Origin of the sequence: Cyclobacterium roseum, from assembly GCF_010119225.1 — a bacterium.
Taxonomy (GTDB): Bacteria; Bacteroidota; Bacteroidia; order Cytophagales; family Cyclobacteriaceae; genus Cyclobacterium; species Cyclobacterium roseum.
Genome location: NZ_WNKF01000017.1, coordinates 1 through 17581, shown reverse-complemented (window position 1 = coordinate 17581; position 17581 = coordinate 1). Strand labels below are relative to the sequence as shown.

The window sequence follows — 17581 nt, the reverse complement described above, 5'->3', positions numbered from 1 at the left end:
CTTAGCCAAAAAAGAAGAAAAGGAAAAAGCCTGGTAAATTATCAGAGACTTAGGGAAAAATTCAGATGAAAAAATTACTCATATTGATTGCCTTTTTGCTAACCGGAGGAATGGGTTATGCTCAAATTTCGGGTGACTCTGACAGTGGACTGCGAAAAGTCAGGACGGAACTGTTCCAACACCTGCAGAACAACCTGCAACGCTACCAACTACAGCCGGCTGAAAAAGCAAGCATTGCTGCGCAATTAGGCATACCGGTTCGGATGAGGCTCGCCGATGAACGGATGGCTGTTTTTCAGTATCTGGATGATGAAAACCACCCTATTTATTATACAACCTATAATGTAGGGGCGGCCGAGACTACTGGTACGAGGGCATTACAGCAGGGAGGAAGTTTAAATCTGGATCTGGCAGGGGCTGGCATGGTCATCGGTATCTACGACCAAACCCGTCCCAAAGTAACCCACAATGAATTTGGAAATCGGGTTACTCAAATTGATGGATCCACCGAAGAGATAAGTAACCACGCTACCCATGTAACGGGTACCATACTGGCATCTGGAAATAATAGCAATGCCCGTGGAATGGCCAATCAGGCCACCGGCTGGGCGTTTAACTGGGATGCGGATATTTCCAAAATGAGTCAGAACAGTTACGATCCCGACCTCAATCCTGAGGGACATCTGGTATCGAATCATTCCTATGGATTTTTAATGGGATGGTTCAGAGATAGCAACAACAACTGGTCCTGGGCGGGAAATGAAAGTGTAAGCCCCAACGAGGATTACCGCTTTGGGTTCTATACCAATAAATCCAGACAAATAGATCAACTTGCCTATAGCAAGCCCTATTATACCATTGTGTGGGCCGCAGGCAATGACCGTTCGGATGTGGGTGACGGGTCCCGCGATGCGGACGGCCCGGATGATTCCATTGGCCCGGAAGGGGTGTCAAAAAACAGCCTGACCATTGGAGCCGTCAATATGTTGGATGATTATGCCGAGCCTTCCGATGTAATCATGAGTTCTTTTTCTAGTTGGGGTCCGGTGGACGATGGAAGAATAAAGCCTGATCTGGTAGGAAAGGGTGTGAATGTGTTTAGCGCTGCCATTTTGGAGTCCAATGGAGCAGACAGTTACGCCAATCTTAGCGGTACTTCCATGGCTACTCCCAATGTATCCGGTTCCCTGCTACTGTTGCAGGAGCTCTACAACGATCGGAATGCAGGCAGGTACATGCACTCAGCCACGGTAAAAGCACTAGCCATTCAAACGGCGAAAGAAGCGGGAATGAACCCCGGGCCTGACTATATGTTCGGGTGGGGGTTATTGGATGCGGAGCAAGCTGCCAGGATGATCATTGATGAGGATGGCAGTTCCAGAATAATCCGTGAACAGGACCTTCGGCAAGATGACGTGTATGAATTTGAGTTTATATCCAACGGTATCGAACCCATCAAAGCGACGATCGCCTGGACAGATCCGGCCGGTACGCCGCCATCACCCAGGCTCAACCCGACGGATTTAATGCTTGTAAATGACCTCGATCTGCGTATCATTGATGAAAATGGCACCACCTATTTCCCCTGGTCTCTGAATCCACTGGACGGTTCTACGGCCATAGCCAATAACCAAAACGACAATTTCAGAGATAATGTAGAGCAAATTCTAATCAACAACCCTTCCCCCCAGCGGTACACCCTGCGGGTAAGTCATAAGGGTACCTTGACCAACGGGCAACAACCTTTCAGTCTGGTATTTTCAGCAGGGGTTTCTGATGGACAGACAAGCACGCTGTATTGGATAGGGGAGGACGGCAATTGGGATAATCCCCAAAATTGGTCCTTAGCCAGCGATGGGCTGGCAGCCAACCGAATTCCTGATGAAGGCACACGGGTGGTTATAGACCGAACGATTTCTCAGGAAACCATTTCCTTAACCCAAAATACCGATGTGTTCAGCCTCAATATTTTTGGCGAAAATTCCTGGGTTTTGGATTTGAATCAAAATGAACTGTTAATCAGAAATGGATTCCGCTCCAGTAATAACCTTACGGAAGTTCGGGATGGAAGAATTCTCTTTGAGGGAGCAGATCAAAACGAAAACATATTGGATTTTGGCCGATTAAATTTCGCCGATATTGACATGGTATTTGACGAAGGCAGATGGAGAGTGCTTTCCGTGCCCAAAGTGAACCGCTTACAAATAGCGGAAGCAGCGGTTGAATTTGCGATGGATTCGCTTGCTGCCAATCAGTTTGATATGTCCGGAAATGCCACACTAACGGGTAACCTGAGGGTCCTTGAATTCGCTGAAAGCCTTCGCATTTCAAATAACGCTGCGCTGGAATCGGATATGGCGATCGTATTTACGGGAGAAGCTGGTGTTTATGAAGATTTGGCGGCCAATACCGTAGCTAGTTTAAAAAACCTGGGGGGGCAATTGGAAATAGTGGCTTCCGGAATCATCCGAAGGTTGGAACTTGGTGGAGAAACCCTGATCAGTCAGAATAATACGGAAGTAGATAGGCTAGAACTGGAAGGGGGAGCTGAATTAGTCCTTACTGAGGGTCAGTCGTTCCTGGTTCGCGAATCAGTAGCCCATTCGGGTGGAATTAACGATCAAACGGTGATTCGATCTTCTGGAAAAGCGACCTTTGTCCATGAACCCTATAGAAAATACTGCTTTGAAGGGCTCAGCGTGGAGAATGTGGATTTGACGGGATCATCCGTTATTAATCTTGATCCCCAATCCTCTGTCATTAATGCTGTCAATTGGAGTAATATCGACTGTGATAACGTGCTGTTTGCCAATTTTGAAGTTCAGTTTAACTGTGCCGGTGGTCTTACCGAGTTTATCAACTTATCGGAAGGAACCATTACCAATTATCGCTGGGATTTCGGCAACGTGGGCAGCTCCACGGATAGCCAACCTTCCTTTGTTTTTGCCAATGCCAGGATCTATAACGTGAACCTGGAAATATCCGGGCCAGGGGGTACAGCAGATTTTAACCAACAGGTTACCATTAATTCCAATTCCCTGAGAAAACCGGAAATTGTAGCCAACGGATCCCAGCTCACCTCAGTCTTGCCCGCTTCTTCTTACCAATGGTACAATGACGGCGAACTAATTCAAGGAGCTACCGGAAGGTCCATTCAGGTGTTGGATGGAGGAGCCTATCAGGTCGCAGTGATCGATGATCAATGCAATCGTATCTCCGATATCGTCGTGGTTTCCAGCGCGGATGAGGAGACTTTTGCTGGCAGAGCCGGCTATTCCATAGGTCCCAATCCGGTTGAGGACCGCCTTTCCCTGTTTATCAATAACGATTACCGTGGGGAAGTGTCCGTAAGGATTTACGATGCCATCGGAAGGGAAATGCAGCGAAATGATTTTCCCAAGACGGCACCCGGTACGGAATTTATCTTGGATTTTAACCATTCGCCAGGCTTGTACCTGATTCAGGTACAGGCAGCAAAGGAGGTTCATACCTTCAAGGTGACTAAAGAGTAGCATGGCCGTTCCATCGGAATGGAGGTGCTTCGGTAGTTTCCCCGGGCGGGCGGCTGCTTTTGCTTCATTTTTATGTAACTTTGTGGCTTCAATTGAATAGAAGCAATGGTACACGTTTGTCGGAAGGAACATTTTAACGCAGCCCATAAATTATGGAATCCGAAATGGTCCGAAGAGAAAAATAAAGCCGTTTTTGGGCCCTGCGCCAATGAAAACTGGCACGGTCATAATTTTGATCTGATTGTCACCATCAAAGGAAGACCGGACGAAGAAACCGGCTTTGTGGTGGATTTAAAACAGTTGAGCACGCTGATCCGCCGGGAGGTCATCGATAAGGTCGACCACAAGAACCTCAATGTGGACGTACCGTTTATGACGGGTAAAATGGCAAGTTGCGAAAACCTGGTCATGGAATTTTGGAAAATACTCCAGCCCCTGGTGGATGAGCTGGTCAAAGAAGGGGGACTGTACAAGCTTACCCTTTACGAAACGCCTCGTAATTTTGTGGAATACTATGGCGAATAGTCCCTATCGAAATCAACAAACTCCAGTCGGGTGAAATACTACATCATCGCCGGAGAACGGTCAGGAGACCTGCATGCCTCCAACTTGCTATACGAGTTGAAGAAAGAAGATTCCGATGCCGAATTCAGAGGCATGGGTGGGGATTACATGCAGGCAGCGGGCTGCCTGCTGACGGCCCATTACCGTGAAATGGCTCTAATGGGCTTTCTGGAAGTGGTGCTTCATTTCCGGAGGGTAGTGAAGTATCTGAATAAAATAAAGGCAGACCTGCTGGAACACCGGCCAGACGCCTTGATACTGGTTGATTTTGGCGGATTTAATATGAAGATGGCGGCTTTTGCCAGCCAAAAAGGGATACCTGTTCATTATTACATTGCTCCTAAGGTCTGGGCCTGGAACCAAAACCGGGCGTTGAAGCTAAAAAAGTACGTCGATCACCTTTACTGCATTTTACCATTTGAACCGGAGTTTTTCAAAAAATTTGACTGGCAGGTGGCCTACGTGGGCAACCCGCTGTTGGACGAAAAAAAGAAATTCCAGCCCGACCCTGATTTTTTGCAGAAGCACCAAATGCAGGCTGAAAAGCTCGTAGCACTGCTTCCTGGAAGCAGGAAGCAGGAAATCAGGCAAATGCTGCAAACCATGATTACCTTAAAATCTGAACTCAAAGAAGTGGATTGGGTGGTGGCTGGGGTAAAAAATCTGCCCGCCGAAGTGTACAATGAAGCAATTTCCGCCGGAATAAAGGTGATTTTTGATCAAACCTACGATATCCTGTATCATGCACGGGCAGCGGTGGTTACTTCCGGAACGGCGACCTTGGAAACGGCTTTGTTTAAGGCACCTCAAGTGGTGGTCTACAAGACCAGCGGCATCTCCTACGCCATTGCAAAACGATTAATCCGGGTGCCATTTATTTCCCTGGTTAATTTAATTGCCGAAAAGGAAGTGGTCAAAGAGCTGATTCAAACAGATTATTCGCCAGGAACCGTAAAGAGGGAATTGGAGGTTTTGCTTACCGGTGGACCTAAAAGAGAGGCTCAATTGGAGGGCTACGAGTCCTTATTGGAAAGGATTGGGACCCAACAAGCCTCCAGAGAAACGGCCGAATTAATTTATCGATCCCTGACCGGGGCGTGAAAAAATAACTAAGATTAGTTGCAATAAAGAGTAGTTATAACCTGATTAATCCGAAAATCTGTCTATTTCGTCACTGCCAACCCTTTTGTCCGGCCTTTGCGGCTGGAAGGGTTGGCAGCCTTTCTAAGTTTTAGATTCCCACCGTTTCTGCTGCTCAAACCTAGCCAACCGGAGACAGATTTTAAGGATCGTCGCAACTTGCATTTGCCAAAAGAGGGTTTATCTTTTGAGCTTCCTTGCAGCTAAAGGTTTAGAATCATGAACGCTATTTTACCCGGCCCGGCAGGTTCTGCCTCGGCTGGTCCGATGCTAGCATCATGTCCCCGCGGATCAGGTTTATATATAGAAAGTCGATTCTTGTTATTCGAAAAAAAAAAGCCCCCCGTGTAGACGAGAGGCTTGAATAAATTATGGAAGAATTTTCCAGGTATCAGGCTACCTGAAGCTTCTTAAATTTTGATTTTTCAAATTGGGAACTGGCGTATTCAAGATCGATGACCAGGGTTTGCTCTCCTTCTTCGGAAGGCAATTCGTACATGGCATCGGTAATGATGGCCTCGCAAATGGAACGAAGCCCCCGGGCTCCCAAATTAAATTCCACCGCTTTTTCCACAATAAAATCGATTCCCGATTCCTCGAAGGTAAGGGTGACATTTTCCATGGCCAGCAATTTCACATACTGTTTGGTCAATGCATTTTTAGGTTCCGTTAAAATCCTTTTGAGGGTGGCTTTATCCAAGGGATCCAGATGGGTAATGACGGGGAGTCTGCCGATCAGTTCGGGGATTAACCCATAGGCTTTGAGGTCCTGGGCAGTTACGTACTGCAGCAGATTCGTCCTGTCAATAACTTCAGTTCCCGTAGATTTCTTGCTAAATCCCATGGGTTGGGTATTTAACCTTCCGGCAATGTGCCTTCCGATTCCATCAAATGCACCCCCACAAATGAATAGAATGTTTTCGGTGTTAACTGAGATCATTTTTTGGTCCGGATGCTTTCTACCGCCCTGTGGGGGCACGTTGACCACTGTGCCTTCCAGTAATTTTAGCATCGCCTGCTGAACACCTTCACCACTTACATCACGCGTAATGGACGGATTGTCCGATTTCCGCGCAATTTTATCCAGTTCATCGATGTAGACAATGCCTCTTTCCGCTGCTTCCACATTGTAGTCGGCAGCTTGAAGCAGGCGGGTAAGGATGCTTTCCACATCTTCTCCTACATAGCCTGCTTCGGTAAGCACGGTGGCATCGGCGATACAGAACGGCACTTCCAGTGTTTTTGCGAGTGTTTTTGCCAGGTAGGTTTTTCCGGTACCGGTATCTCCCACCATGATGATGTTGGATTTTTCGATCTTCACATCATCCTCTTTTTCCTCTTTTTGTCCCAGTCGTTTGTAATGATTGTAAACGGCCACCGTTAGCACTTTTTTAGCCTCTTGCTGTCCTATCACGTACTCACCCAGATAGGCAGTTAGTTCTTTTGGCTTTTTTAGCTTGAATTTTGGTTTTTTGGACTGTTTCTTGGTTTTGTCCTCTTCTCCCAAAATCTGGAAAGCTTGTTCGATGCAATAATTACAAATATGCGCAGAGATACCGGAGACCATTAGGTCCACGTCTTTTTTATTTCTACCGCAAAAGGAACACGTTACTTGAGCCATTCAGTTATTCTTTTTCTTTTCGCGTCAATACTTCGTCAATCAAACCATATTCTTTGGCAGCAGAAGCCCTCAACCAGTAATCCCTGTCTGAGTCCCTCTCAATGTCCTCAATGGTTTTACCGCTGTGTTTGGCAAGGATTTCATACAATTCAGTCCTTAGCTCAAGGATTTGCTTGACGGTAATTTCCATATCCTTCGACTGTCCTTGCATCCCACCGGATGGCTGGTGGATCATGATTCTTGAATGCGGCAAGGCTGCCCGCTTGCCAGCAGCTCCACCCGCTAACAAGACAGCTCCCATAGAAGCGGCCAAGCCGGTGCAAATGGTGCCAACTTCCGGATTAATATAATGCATGGTGTCATAGATGCCTAAGCCGGCATATACAGAGCCTCCGGGACTGTTGATGTACAGCAATATATCCTTTTTGGAGTCGACTGACTCCAAAAATAAGAGCTGTGCGGTGATGATATTCGCAATATGATCATCTACGCCCGTTCCCAAAAAGATGATCCGGTCCATGATCAGTCTGGAAAACACATCAATTTCCCGGAAATTGGTGGGTCTTTCTTCGATAACCGCTCGCGTCATATTTTCGACAGACTGCGTATATTGGTCAAACGTGTTTCCGCTTATGCCTTGATCTTTAACTGCAAATTTTCTGAATTCTTCTTTATTCATCGTCTCATTTTTTATTGCACGGATACAAAAATAAAAAAAGCCCTTACAAAAGGACTTTTTATGAACAAATAATTTTTACAATTAGTTTTCGAGTAGCTCTTTAAACTTTTCTACGCCGATCTTTTCTTCCTTCGGCTTGACCTGATCCCGGACAAAACCCAGGACCTTTTCATTTTGAACCGCCGTCATCATTTGCATGTAATTTTTGCCTTCATTGCCCTGCAGGTAGTTTTCCAAAAACATGTCCATGTTTTCTTCCATCTGAGAGCCCATTCCAGAAGAGGCAAGTTGTTCCCGAATCATAGCTCTTGTTTTTTCGAGTACATCCTCGTGCTCCGCCTTGATTTCATTTTCTTTGGCAATCTGGTTGGACAGCAAGGACCAGGTCAGTTGCTTGGCATAAGCCGGAAATTCCTTTTCCACCTCTTCTCTGCTGAATTTTCCCTCATTAGCGCGAACCAACCATTCTTTTAAGAATGCTTCGGGAAGGTCAAGGGGATGGTTTTTGATCAGGCTTTCCTTGAGTTGCTCCTCATTAAAAACGCTCACCTCTTTTTGGTAATTTTCTGTAAGGATGGATTTAATCTTTTCCAAAAACTCGGCTTCACTACTTACCTGATCAGGTCCAAATACCTTGTCAAAAAGCTCCTGATCCAAGGTGGCTTCTTCTGTGCGGTTGATATTCTGGACTGTAAAGGTGAAGTCTCCCTGTAGTTTTTCGGCATCTTCTTTAGGGATGTTCAGGACTTCCGCCAAATCCCCCTTGATTGCTTTGGAGGGATCGAAAGCAATACTGTCTCCTTTTTTAACACCCAGGAATTTCTTGACAGAGCGACCGTCCATATCCTTCAGAGGGAGCGAAAGGGTCTCTTCGTAACTTCCCTCATCTGCTTTCAGGTCGCCATATAGGAAATCATTTTCCGCGCTCTCTTCCGGGTTGGTCATTTTCCCATATTGTTTTTTGATATTGTCCAATGCCTCGTCAACCTCTTTATCGGAAAGCTCAACCGTATAATTTTTGGCTTCAAACTTCTGGTCAAAGTTTACGTTGATTTTGTCAACAAAGCCAATTTTATATTCGAATTCAAATTCTTTTTGCTTTTTCCAATCGATCGATTGGGAATCTTCTTCAAGAGGGAGGGGGTCTCCCAACACCTCAAATTCTTGTTCTTTCAGGTAATCATTCAAAGACTTGGACAAAATGCCATTGATTTCCTCCAACAAAACAGAAGTACCGTAGAGGTTTTTAACCATCCCAAAAGGGGCTTTCCCCGGGCGAAAGCCCTTGATGGTCGCCTTTTTGGCGTAATCTTTTATTTTGGCATCAACTTTTGGTTGATAGTCAGCTTCCTCCAATTTTATTTTGACGGAGGCTTCGTTGGCCGCATGTTTGTCTAATGTAATTTCCAAGGGATCTGTATTTAGTGTTTACCAATAACAAAAACCCTCCATCCTGATTCACCAAAAAATCAAGATCGAGGGATTTTAAAGGTTGTGCGGATGGAGGGACTCGAACCCCCATGCCTCGCGGCGCTAGATCCTAAGTCTAGTGCGTCTACCAATTTCGCCACATCCGCAATGAGTAAATAATAAGTATCTTACTTATTTCACCTTAAATTGTAAAACCGGCTTGCTTATAACCCCGGTCTTATCTTCCGGCAGATAATTTTTTGATGGTATACCGGTGTTTTTTTAATGTGGATGCAAAGGTAATCATCAATTTTAAAGTTTCAATATCTTAGTCTAAAAAAAATAAAAATATTACTTTAAGATTTGATTTCTTCGAAGGGATTAATTTTATAACTTGTATCGTATGATCAAAGTTGATGTAGACGAAGAAAGGAAGGAAATACTCAAACGGTATCGTAAGCTGCTGAAAGTCGCCAAGCCCTTGTTAAAATCCGGCGATGCCAAATTGATCAAAAAAGCGTTCAATGTGGCGAGTGAGGCGCACAAAGAGATGAGGCGAAAATCCGGAGAGCCGTATATCTACCATCCGCTGGAAGTAGCTTTGATCTGCGTGGAAGAAATTGGTTTGGGAACGACCAGTATCGTCTCCGCCCTGCTTCACGATGTGGTAGAGGATACCGACCTCGAGCTCGAAGATATTGAGCGTGAATTTGGCGTTAAGGTCGTTCAAATCATCGATGGTTTGACTAAGATAGCAGGAGTCTTCGATTATGGCACCTCCCAGCAGGCCGAAAATTTCCGAAAAATGCTGATTACCCTCTCCGATGATGTGCGGGTGATTCTTATAAAACTGGCTGATAGACTGAATAACATGCGGACCCTGGAATCCATGCCCAGGCACAAGCAGCTAAAAATCGCTTCGGAGACAAAGTTTCTCTACGCCCCCTTAGCTCACCGGTTGGGGCTGTATTCGATCAAATCTGAATTAGAGGATTTACATTTAAAATTCGTGGACAGAGATGCCTATGAATTTATAATAAAGCGAATAAACGACAGCAGGGTATCCAGGAACAAATTCATTAAAACCTTTATTGCGCCCATTGAGAAAGAGCTACTCGATCAGGGTTTTCATTTTATCATCAAAGGGAGGCCTAAATCGGTGTACTCCATCTACAATAAAATGAAATCCCAGAACATTCCTTTTGAGGAGGTGTTTGATTTGTTTGCGATCCGCATCATTATCGATACTCCTTACGACAATGAAAAAGCGGATTGTTGGCAGGCATACTCGATTGTTACGGATTTCTACCGACCCAACCCGGACCGGCTGAGGGACTGGATAAGTACCCCCAGGGCCAACGGATACGAGTCCTTGCACACGACGGTGATGAGCCAGACCGGGCAGTGGGTAGAGGTGCAGATACGCACTCAGCGCATGGATGATATTGCCGAACGAGGGTATGCCGCCCATTGGAAATACAAAGAAAAGGAAAATGCTCCCGAGAAAGCAGCGGGAAGTCTGGATGAATGGATCACCCAGGTGCGGACATTGCTGGAAAATAACGATGGTTCGGCCATCGAATTCATGGATGATTTCAGGGGGAATTTATTCCAGGATGAGGTATTCGTTTTTACGCCTAAAGGCGACTTGAAGGTAATGCCCTTTGGGGCCACAGCACTTGATTTTGCGTTTGAGATTCACTCGGAAGTGGGAGCCAAATGTATTGGAGCAAAAGTGAATCAGAGACTGGTGTCTATTGGGCATAAGTTAAAAAATGGAGATCAGGTAGAAATACTTACCTCTAATAAGCAAAAACCCACCGAAGATTGGCTGAAATCCGTGGTGACCTCCAGGGCAAAGGCAAAAATCAAAGATGCCCTCAAAGAGGAGAAAAAGGGTTACATGTTGGACGGAAAAGAAATCGTTCAGAGAAAGCTAAAGCAGATGAAGATTGATTTTTCTTCTGAAATCGTAGAGCAACTACGAGCTTTTTTTGAAACCAAGACCACCTCGGAATTTTATTATAAAGTTGGCCGTGGAATCATTGACCCTACCTCCATAAAAAGTTTCAGGGACTTTAAACAGAAGAAAAAGTCCAGGAAAAATCCCTTGCTTCACGTTACGGATGAGAAATCCTTTACGAAAGAGATCAAAAATCTGAAAGGACCCGATCACGATCAGCTACTGATTGGGGAAGACATGGATGTGGTGGATTATATCCTGGCCAAATGCTGCAATCCCATTCCAGGGGATGATGTTTTCGGTTTTGTAACCGTCAATGAAGGAATTAAGATCCACAGAACGGCCTGCCCTAATGCATTGGAGCTTTTATCCAATCATGGCAACCGGGTAATTAAGGCCCGCTGGACCAGTCAACAGCAAATTGCCTTTTTAGCGGGGCTCAAGATCGTGGGAACAGATAGGGTAGGATTGATCAGCGACCTTACCAAAGTAATCTCCAATGAACTGAAAGTAAACATGCGCTCCATCACGGTAGATTCTGACAGTGGGATTTTTGAAGGAAGTATTAAATTGTATGTCCACAGCACTCACCACCTCGAAAAACTCATCGACAACCTTTCCAGGGTATCTGGCGTTCTGAAAGTGGCGCGATTCGATTAGCCTTAGGAAAACCTCCTTTTTAAATTAAGAACTGTATATTTGTAAAAAAAAAGTAACGTATGGCTTCAACTGAAAGTCTTTACGAGAAGGTAAAGAAAATATTTACTGCCTACTTGGAAAACAAGAAGCTTAGGAAAACACCCGAGAGGTATGCCATATTGGAGGAGATCTATAGCCGGGGCGGACATTTTGATGTGGAAGGACTGTATATCAGCATGAAAAATAAAAATTACCGGGTGAGTCGTGCTACCGTTTACAATACCCTGGATTTATTGGTGGAATGTGATCTGGTTACCAAACATCAGTTTGGACAAAATCTGGCCCAGTACGAAAAGTCCTATGGATACAAACAGCACGATCACCTTATCTGCACCGAATGCCATCAGGTAAAAGAGTTTTGCGATCCCCGCATACAGAATATCCAAAACACGGTGGGCGAAGTCTTGAACTTTAATATTATTCATCATTCTTTATTGTTGTACGGTAATTGCACGGATGATAATTGCGAATACAAGCAAGAAGCAAAATCAGAAAAAACGCAAAATAATAACATGTAATCGATGAAAGCAGCATTTGAATCAAATGTGCAGGGCGGAATCCTGATATTGAAGATCAAAGGGGATTTGATTGGCGATGAGTCAGGACCCCAACTGGTGGGGATGGTTTCCGATGGGCTACAAGAGAATATTAAAAAGTGTATTGTTGATCTGAGCCAGGTCAGGTATATCAGTTCTAGCGGAATCGGTGTGTTAATCACGATTCTCACCAAGATGAGAAATGCTGACGGAGAGGTTTACCTGACATCTCCTTCCGAACATGTGAAAAAGTTACTAATCATCACAAAATTAAACAACATTTTTACCGTTTTTGACACGCTGGAAGACGCCTTAAATCAATCCAGGTAAGTCCCGGGTTAATTTTTATTTTGAATAAAACCGAGTTGTAAGTTGTAAAATTTTACAATACTGGCAATCTTCACGGCAAATTTTGAATAACGACTTTATATTATTTGATACATACAATGAAAATGGACGTTCTTTTAGGTCTCCAATGGGGTGACGAAGGCAAGGGAAAAGTAGTGGACTACCTGGCACCGGATTATGAAATGGTCGCTAGATTTCAGGGAGGCCCAAATGCTGGTCATACCTTGGAGTTTGACGGTATTAAACACGTATTGCACCAAATCCCTAGTGGTATTTTCAGATCTAACATTAAGAATATTATAGGAAATGGGGTTGTATTGGATCCGGTGGTACTTCGAAAGGAAATAGAAGCCCTGAAAAAATTTAACATTAATTTTAGGCAGAACCTGGCGATTTCCAAGAAAGCAACCATTATTCTTCCGACGCATAAATTACTGGATGCAGCGTACGAAAAATCAAAAGGGGATAAAAAAATTGGGTCTACTTTAAAAGGAATCGGCCCAACCTATCAGGATAAAATTGGCAGAATGGCGCTACGGGTAGGAGACATGCTCGCTCCTGATTTTGAGGAAAAATATAAAGAACTGGTGAAGCGGCACCAGTCTATTTTAGATTACTATCAATATAGTCTGAAAAACCTTCCTGCACTTGAGGAGGATTTTTTCGAAGCAGTGGCCTTTTTCAAGTCCCTTCAATTGGTTGAAACGGAATTTGAAGTAAATGCGGCCATAAAATCAGGAAAACGCGTATTGGCGGAAGGAGCACAGGGAGCCCTGTTGGATATTGATTTTGGGAGTTACCCCTTCGTTACCAGTAGCAGTACCATGACGGCAGGAGCCTGCACCGGGCTTGGTGTCCCCCCTTCTTCCATTGGAGAGGTTTTTGGAATTTTTAAAGCCTATTGCACCCGCGTCGGTAGCGGACCATTCCCAACGGAGCTTTTTGATGCTGACGGAGAGAAAATGAGAAGGGAAGGCAATGAATTTGGTTCCACCACCGGCAGGGCCAGGCGATGCGGATGGCTTGATATTCCAGCACTGAAATATTCCATCATGATCAATGGCGTGACGCAGCTCTTTATGATGAAAGCGGACGTGTTAAATAACTTTGAGGTAATTAAGGTGTGTACCGGATACGAGCTCCCCGACGGCGCTGTCACCGATCAGCTGGCATTGAGCGGTACCAGCCAGGAATTGCGGCCGGTTTTTCAGGAACTAAAGGGCTGGAATTGCAGCCTGGACAGCGTTCAGAAATACGATGATTTCCCCAAACCTTTGAAGGATTACGTGGAGTACCTGGAGGGCTTATTAGAAGTACCCATAAAAATGGTTTCGGTAGGACCCGACAGAAAAAAAACCATTTTGAAATAATTCTTCCCAAATCTTATACGCAAAAAAAGGCTTCTTTTTACCATAAAAAAGAAGCCTTTTTTGATTTGATTTTTATTTACCTATCTTAATACCGGATCTAGAAGTACCCGGGTTTTCTTGTTGAGTGGATAGGGTCATTGGGGGTATCGGGTGTAAAACCTTTTGGTAGCCGAAATGCTTATCTGACTGCAAAGGATAATTTTGGTTGAAATAAAAGGATCTTCTTTATTTTCTTTCGATTTATTATGCCCAAACCAGTCGCTCTCCTAATCCTGATTTGTTTGCTTCATGCCTCCTTTAGGCTGCATGGGCAGCAGGGATTTCCCTATTGCGAATCGTTTCAGGGGCAAATACAACGACAATACACCGTCCTGGGGGGAGATGCCAAGCTTTTTGATGGTACTTTGCGTCTAACAGAAGCGGTAATGGATCAAAATGGATACGTGTACATCGATATTCCTTTTTCCTCCAGTTTTGGGGTGAAGGCTTCCTTTGAATATTTTAGTTATGGAGGAGATGGGGCAGACGGTCTGACGGTTTTTTTGTTTGATGGAGCCAGCAATGGATTTTCTCCGGGTGGGTTTGGCGGCTCTCTGGGCTACGCTCCCCGGTTGGGAGGAAATGGTCTGACCCGGGCTTACATGGGAATCGGGTTTGATAGTTTTGGAAACTTCGGTAATACATCGGAAGGGAAAAGGGGAAGTTTCCCAGGCCAACCGTCCGTGTTGCACCCAAATAGCATCGTTGTTCGCGGCCCTGGTCAGGGGATGAACGGCTACGAATTTATCGCAGGTGTCAAAACCAATGAAGGGGGCGTTTTTGGTTTGCCCGCCGATCAACGTTTTCCAATCAGTTCGGGAGGTATAGGCACGGGCAGGATAGCGGACCCCAACACTCCCGGTTACCGGAAAGTGCTGGTAAAATTAATACCTGATGATTTGGGAATAGGGTACCAATTGGATGTGGAAATGATCTTTACTACCGTTGAGGGAAATCCCAGGCAAATATCGTTGTTGGAGAATGTGAGCTATCCGTATCCCGCCCCCGAAACACTCAAAATTGGGTTTGCAGCCGCTACCGGTGGGCAGACAAATATTCATGAAATACGAAATCTTCTGATAGAAGTGGCGGATGATGATGAACTTGCCTTTCCAGCCACCGAGCCGGTAGAGGATTTAACGGTGTGCCTGGGGCAAGAAAATTTTCTCGAATTGTCGCCAGAAAAAGTCAGTTTGCCGAATGAAAATTCGCGGATATCCTGTTTGCGGTTTTTTGAGTCTCAGGAAGCCATTCCCGGACAAACTGCAGATCCTTGTTTGGAAGGAGATTGTGAAGGATCCGGCGGAATTCTGGAGCTTCAGGAGGGAACCTTTAAATACCTGGGGCAAGGAGGGCAGTTTTCTTTCACACCCAATGAAGGATTTAGCGGATCAGAGGTCAGGGCCTATTTTACGGTCACGGATAATTATGGGAAGACATCATCCGGATCTGCCATAAACCTGCAGGTATACGAAGCCCCCGAACCCATTACCCTTATGATTAATGACCTCCCCCTTGAATCTGTAGAAGCTTGCCCGGAAGAAGAATTGGTTTTGAGCGTGTATTCTCTGGATCCCATTCTTTCTTATGAATGGTATAAAGATGGTAACCTCATGGAAGCAGAGACCGAACCCGAATTAGTGGTAACCGAGTCTGGAGATTATTTTGCTAAGGTACAGTCCTTCCAGGGCTGCCGATTGTTGACGGATAACAGTCAAATAAATTACCCTGAGTTTCCGGATCTCGAAATAGCGGAATCGATTTTTGCCTGTCAGCCAGATGAATTTTCCGATGTAAGGGATTACATCGTAGACTTCGATGGGGAGCTCTATGACTATCAGGTGGAAGCAGAGGGAGGAGCAACTTTCGAAAACCAAGGCATTACAGGTATTGCAGAGGAGGGGCTTTATTATTTAAGGGTAAAACCCAGGGAAATCGACTGCTGGTCGGACCCGGTTACGTTCAGGGTTAGCGTACCTGATGAACCATTGGAGGCTTACTTTGATTACGTCCTCAATGCTACTGGGCTTAAGGAGGAATCAGCGGATGGAATCCTTGCCGATGACCGGATTCGTTTTTTGGATCAATCGGCCGGGCTTCCACAGAGCTGGTCCTGGGATTTTGGGGACGGCACGGAAAGCAATCAACGATCGCCTTCCCATGTATTCGGAGAGAAGGGGGAATTTATAGTGACGCTTACGGTCATGACCGGTAATGAGTGTGAGTCCACTTATCAGATGCCGATAATCATCAGAAGAACGTACCGGGTTATGTTTCCTACCGGATTTACTCCCACGCGTTCTGAGGATCAGCATTTCATGCCTAAAATGAAGGGAATCGCTTCGATGGACCTCAAAATATTTAGTAGTTGGGGGGAATTTTTGTTTCAAACTACAGACATGAATGGAGACGGTTGGGATGGTACCTTAGACGGCAGCCCCCTGCCTCCGGGAACCTATGCCTACCGGGCCGATTTTGAAACCACCAGGGGAGAAATAGTTTCCCGGTCTGGAAAATTCTTGTTAATCAGATGAAGAAACTACTTCAGCTAACGGTTTATTTCGTTGTAACCCTGTCTGGTCAACAGCTTGGGGCACAGGACATGCAATTTTCTCAATTTTACGCTGCTCCTATCTATTTAAATCCGGCCTTTACCGGAAGTACGGAATGGACCCGGGTGGGGATGAATTACCGAAACCAATGGCCGGGTTTGGATCATAGCTTCAATACATTTTCTGCTTACTTCGACCATTTCATTGCCCACAGGAATAGTGGTGTAGGGGTGATTGTAAATGGAACCCGGGATACCTTCGCACAGATGCAAAACATCGACTTGGGGCTTACCTATTCGTATCGGGTCCGGTTGGGGGAAGAACGCTATTTACACGCGGGTGTACAGGCCAGCTTTGTAAATCGGAATGTCAACGTAGAAGGTATTATACTGGGAACTCAATTGGATATAGACCGGGGAATAGTCGTCGGAGAGGGGGTTAATTGGGTCACGGATGTCAGCCAAAGATCGCATGAGGATATCAATGCGGGCCTGTACTATTACGATGATAAGTTTTGGTTGGGTATTGCCGCGCACCATTTGACTCAGCCCTACACCTCATTTCTTCAAATGGAGGAGAATAGGTTACCGATCCGGTATTCGGTTCATGGCGGGGTTACGTTTGATTTATTTAGCCCGGCAATTGGAGATGTTATTAACAATATTTTACAGGAAAGGACCCTTTCTCTGGCCTTTAATTACAAAAGACAGGGAGAATTTGATCAATTGGATTTAGGGGCGGAATTGTTTTATGCACCGGTGATCGTCGGGTTGTGGTACAGAGGTCTACCCACCAAGCATGCCCTTCCAAATAATGAAGCCTTGATTGCGCTGATGGGGTTTTCCCTACCCAATGATTTGCAGGTAGGATACAGCTATGATTTTACCGTATCGAGACTTGGGTGGAGAAATTCCGGTGGGGCGCACGAGGTATCGGTGCGGTACACGTTTCGCAATTATAAACTAGGTAAAAGGCATGATAGGGCCATTCCGGGCTTCAAATACTGAGTCCTCGATGAGGGTGAAAACTTTTGCTAATTTTTTTTAGCTGATTGTCAGGTACATTGAACTTTTCTTTGACTTTTATTTGTTTTATCCATTGCCAGCTCAAAAAAACGGGTCATCTTTGTGATCCCAAACGGGGGGAGC

Annotated in this window: 12 protein-coding genes and 1 tRNA gene; 9 read left to right on the top strand and 4 right to left on the bottom strand. The window is 45.2% G+C overall.

Annotation, left to right across the window (positions count from 1 at the left end; all coding sequences use genetic code 11):
• Positions 1–65: 65 nt before the first annotated feature.
• The 3 genes from GJQ68_RS18820 (at position 66) to lpxB (ending at position 5177) form a co-directional block, all read left to right on the top strand.
• Entirely contained in the window at positions 66–3512 is a 3447-nt protein-coding gene (locus GJQ68_RS18820; protein WP_162418826.1) for a S8 family serine peptidase, read from the top strand.
• Between the two features lie 105 nt (positions 3513–3617).
• Positions 3618–4037 carry a 6-pyruvoyl trahydropterin synthase family protein gene (locus GJQ68_RS18815; protein ID WP_162418825.1) on the top strand — a complete coding sequence of 140 codons (420 nt, stop codon included), beginning with the start codon at positions 3618–3620 and terminating at the stop codon, positions 4035–4037.
• 30 nt (positions 4038–4067) lie between these two features.
• Complete coding sequence (gene lpxB, locus GJQ68_RS18810; RefSeq protein WP_162418824.1) at positions 4068–5177, top strand: lipid-A-disaccharide synthase; 1110 nt, start codon at positions 4068–4070, stop codon at positions 5175–5177.
• Positions 5178–5607: 430 nt separating this feature from the next.
• Here the strand turns inward: lpxB and clpX are convergent, their stop codons facing one another.
• From clpX to GJQ68_RS18790, 4 genes are all read right to left on the bottom strand, one after another.
• Entirely contained in the window at positions 5608–6837 is a 1230-nt protein-coding gene (gene clpX / locus GJQ68_RS18805; RefSeq protein WP_162418823.1) for an ATP-dependent Clp protease ATP-binding subunit ClpX, read from the bottom strand.
• A gap of 4 nt (positions 6838–6841) precedes the next feature.
• Positions 6842–7516 carry a ClpP family protease gene (locus GJQ68_RS18800; protein ID WP_162418822.1) on the bottom strand — a complete coding sequence of 225 codons (675 nt, stop codon included), beginning with the start codon at positions 7514–7516 and terminating at the stop codon, positions 6842–6844.
• Positions 7517–7597: 81 nt separating this feature from the next.
• The gene (tig, locus tag GJQ68_RS18795) at positions 7598–8926 is read right to left on the bottom strand and encodes a trigger factor (protein WP_162418821.1); all 1329 of its coding nucleotides are present in this window, start codon (positions 8924–8926) and stop codon (positions 7598–7600) included.
• An 85-nt stretch (positions 8927–9011) separates the two neighbouring features.
• Positions 9012–9093 (bottom strand) — tRNA-Leu (locus tag GJQ68_RS18790).
• Positions 9094–9329: 236 nt separating this feature from the next.
• Here GJQ68_RS18790 and GJQ68_RS18785 point away from each other — a divergent pair.
• The 6 genes from GJQ68_RS18785 (at position 9330) to GJQ68_RS18760 (ending at position 17440) form a co-directional block, all read left to right on the top strand.
• A complete protein-coding gene (locus GJQ68_RS18785; RefSeq protein WP_162418820.1) occupies positions 9330–11549 on the top strand; it encodes a RelA/SpoT family protein in 2220 nt (739 codons plus the stop codon).
• 59 nt (positions 11550–11608) lie between these two features.
• The gene (locus GJQ68_RS18780) at positions 11609–12106 is read left to right on the top strand and encodes a Fur family transcriptional regulator (protein ID WP_162418819.1); all 498 of its coding nucleotides are present in this window, start codon (positions 11609–11611) and stop codon (positions 12104–12106) included.
• A gap of 3 nt (positions 12107–12109) precedes the next feature.
• Positions 12110–12454 (top strand): STAS domain-containing protein, encoded by a 345-nt coding sequence (locus GJQ68_RS18775; RefSeq protein ID WP_162418818.1) that lies wholly within the window; start codon positions 12110–12112, stop codon positions 12452–12454.
• Positions 12455–12570: 116 nt separating this feature from the next.
• Entirely contained in the window at positions 12571–13842 is a 1272-nt protein-coding gene (locus tag GJQ68_RS18770) for an adenylosuccinate synthase (RefSeq protein WP_162418817.1), read from the top strand.
• Between the two features lie 245 nt (positions 13843–14087).
• Entirely contained in the window at positions 14088–16415 is a 2328-nt protein-coding gene (locus GJQ68_RS18765; RefSeq protein WP_162418816.1) for a PKD domain-containing protein, read from the top strand.
• Positions 16412–17440 (top strand): PorP/SprF family type IX secretion system membrane protein, encoded by a 1029-nt coding sequence (locus tag GJQ68_RS18760; RefSeq protein WP_162418815.1) that lies wholly within the window; start codon positions 16412–16414, stop codon positions 17438–17440. Before GJQ68_RS18765 ends, GJQ68_RS18760 begins: the two co-directional genes overlap by 4 nt.
• Positions 17441–17581 lie beyond the last annotated feature (141 nt).

Excerpts from the sequence above, each read along its gene's own strand:
- GJQ68_RS18820 (WP_162418826.1), top strand. The coding sequence starts at position 66 with ATGAAAAAATTACTCATATTGATTGCCTTTTTGCTAACCGGAGGAATG.
- GJQ68_RS18815 (WP_162418825.1), top strand. The coding sequence starts at position 3,618 with ATGGTACACGTTTGTCGGAAGGAACATTTTAACGCAGCCCATAAATTA.
- clpX (WP_162418823.1), bottom strand. The coding sequence starts at position 6,837 with ATGGCTCAAGTAACGTGTTCCTTTTGCGGTAGAAATAAAAAAGACGTG.
- GJQ68_RS18800 (WP_162418822.1), bottom strand. The coding sequence starts at position 7,516 with ATGAATAAAGAAGAATTCAGAAAATTTGCAGTTAAAGATCAAGGCATA.
- GJQ68_RS18785 (WP_162418820.1), top strand. The coding sequence starts at position 9,330 with ATGATCAAAGTTGATGTAGACGAAGAAAGGAAGGAAATACTCAAACGG.
- GJQ68_RS18780 (WP_162418819.1), top strand. The coding sequence starts at position 11,609 with ATGGCTTCAACTGAAAGTCTTTACGAGAAGGTAAAGAAAATATTTACT.
- GJQ68_RS18775 (WP_162418818.1), top strand. The coding sequence starts at position 12,110 with ATGAAAGCAGCATTTGAATCAAATGTGCAGGGCGGAATCCTGATATTG.
- GJQ68_RS18770 (WP_162418817.1), top strand. The coding sequence starts at position 12,571 with ATGAAAATGGACGTTCTTTTAGGTCTCCAATGGGGTGACGAAGGCAAG.
- GJQ68_RS18765 (WP_162418816.1), top strand. The coding sequence starts at position 14,088 with ATGCCCAAACCAGTCGCTCTCCTAATCCTGATTTGTTTGCTTCATGCC.
- GJQ68_RS18760 (WP_162418815.1), top strand. The coding sequence starts at position 16,412 with ATGAAGAAACTACTTCAGCTAACGGTTTATTTCGTTGTAACCCTGTCT.